The organism is Pelovirga sp., from assembly GCF_059864205.1.
Map to the genome: position 1 here is coordinate 1 of NZ_JCBCBS010000019.1, position 2,567 is coordinate 2,567.

Annotated in this window: 2 protein-coding genes; both read left to right on the forward strand. The window is 57.0% G+C overall.

The features are described from left to right. Positions 1 to 1,532, forward strand: a 1,532-nt coding sequence (locus AC6F7T_RS01200; RefSeq protein WP_500716131.1) for a calcium-binding protein, incomplete at its 5' end; no start/stop codon positions are given. 97 nt (positions 1,533 to 1,629) lie between these two features. After that, on the forward strand, positions 1,630 to 2,567 hold a 938-nt coding region (locus tag AC6F7T_RS01205), incomplete at its 3' end, for a TolC family protein (protein WP_500716132.1).

The window sequence follows — 2,567 nt, forward strand, 5'->3', positions numbered from 1 at the left end:
TCACCCTTTACGGTAATGCCGGCGACGATGTGCTCTTCGGCGGCGCCCGCAACGACTCCCTTTACGGGGGCTCCGGCGACGATCTGCTTTATGGCGATGACGGCGACGACAAGCTCTACGGAGAGGTGGGTGATGATGTGCTCATCGGTGGTGCCGGCAACGACACCCTCATCGGTGGGCGAGGTAACGACACCTACCTGTTCGACATCGGCTGGGGGCAGGATACAATCAACGATTATGACACCACCACCGGCAACATCGACACCCTGGTTTTTGGTGAAGGGATCGCGCCGGAGGACCTGGTCTTCTCCCGTTCCGGTAACCATCTGATCATCCGTCGCAACGCCAGCGACGATCAGATCACCGTGCAGAATTATTATGCCCATAGCTATTATCGTATCGAGCGGATGGCGTTTGCCGACGGTACCGTGTGGGACGAAGACACCATCAACCGGCGCCCCCTGTACGGCGGTGAAGGAAACGACAGTTTCACCGGCATCGGTTCGGCCATGACCCTGTATGGTCTGGCCGGCAACGATACGCTCAATGGTGGCAGTGGTGATGATTTTCTCTATGGTGGTGAGGGCAACGACACCCTCAACGGTGGTGCCGGTAACGATCTGCTGGTCGGCGGCGTCGGTAACGATTATCTCAACGGCGGGCGAGGGAACGATACCTATCTGTTCGATAAAGGCTGGGGGCAGGATACAATCAACGATTACGACACCACGGTCGGCAACATCGACACCTTTGTCTTCGGCGCAGGGATCGCGCCGGATGATCTGGTCTTCTCCCGCTCCGGCAACCATCTGATCATCCGTCGCAGCGGCAGCGACGATCAGATCACCGTGCAGAATTATTACAGCAGTGCTTATTATCGTATCGAGCGGATGGCGTTTGCCGACGGGACGATGTGGGACGAAGAAGCGATCTTCCAACGGCCCCTCTATGGCAGTGAGGGGAACGACAGTTTCACCGGCCTCGGCTCGGCCATGACCCTGTATGGTCTGGGCGGCGACGACATTCTGACCGGCGGTAGCGGCAACGACCTTCTGTATGGTGGTGAGGGCAACGACACCCTCAACGGTGGCAGCGGCAATGATCTGCTGGTGGGCGGCGTCGGTAACGATTATCTCAACGGCGGGCGAGGGAACGATACCTACCTGTTCGGTGTTGGTGACGGCAATGACACCATCAACAACTACGACACCAGCGGATTCGACCGCATTCTTTTCGATGTCGGGGTCTCAACCGACTCCATTGCTGTTTTCCGCAACGGCAACCACCTGGATATCGGTTACGGCACTGACGACCGGATTACCGTCAGCAACCATTTTAGCAGCTCAAGTTACGCCATCGATCAGCTTCAACTGGCCAACGGCAGCTACCTGACCGATGCCGACATCAATCAACTGCTGCAGGAAATGTCGGCCTACGCGGTGACCGAAGGGATTGCGCTGAACAGTATCGAAGACGTTCGGCAACACCATGAATTGATGGCGATGGTAGCAGGCAGCTGGCAGGCGGCCTGATTTTTCACCAGACAGTTTCGTGCGGGGTGCTTTCTTGCCCCCGCACGTTTAATTTATGGTGAATCGTCTCATGTACTGAAGTATGTAGGGGGGGAGCTTGTTCATCAACATCACACTACTGCTGTGCGTTGTACTGTTGTGGCAGGTGCCGACAGTCCTGGCAGGGCAGATCAGTCTGGAACAGGTCCTGCAAGATGCTGAAGCCCAGGCGCCGGCCGTGCGGATTGCGGAGTTTGATCTGCTTGCGGCAACAGCGCAGATAGTGGAAGCCCGCAGCGACTATTATCCGCAAGTGTCGGTGCGGTTGGGCAACGAATATGTTCGTGTACATGGTGCGGCCGGCAATGTTGTCTCGGTCGGCGACGCCATCCTTGCCGACAGTGCCTCAGGTTACAAGCACTCCTTGACCTTTTCCGCTCAGTACACTCTCTACGACTTTGGGCGCCGGACTCTGAATCTCGAATTCCACAAAGGGCGGCGGCAGCTTGCCGAGTATCGACTAGCTGCAATCCGCAAAGATATCCGCCGTCAGGTAATTGAAATTTATGGCCAGACGCTGAAGTTGCAGCAACAGACAGGGGTGCAGCGCCGGCGCCGGCAAGCCCTGCTGGCAATCTATCGCTTTTCCGAGCGACTACAACTTGCCGGCAAATATGGCCGGGAGGCAGTTGCCGCAGCGGCACTGGAGCTGGCCGCTGCCGGTGTGGCCGAACAGGATCTGGCCGTGGAGTTTGCCAATGCTCTCGATTCCCTGACGTTATTAACCGGCCGGGAGTATTCGCCGCCGACCACGGTTCTGGCGGATGTGACAGCGGGATCAATCCTTGATAGCGACCTCTACGATGTCGAACAACATCCTGACATTCAGTCCGCACAGCAGGAAATAAACCAGAAAGAAATCGAACTGCGACTGGCCCGTCGCAGTCGCTATCCGCAACTGATTTTGACCGGCTCCCACCGGATGTTCGGCAGTGATCAGCGTCGTTTTGATGATTCTTTTTCATCCCTGAGCTCGCGCGACAGCAGGATTGTTCT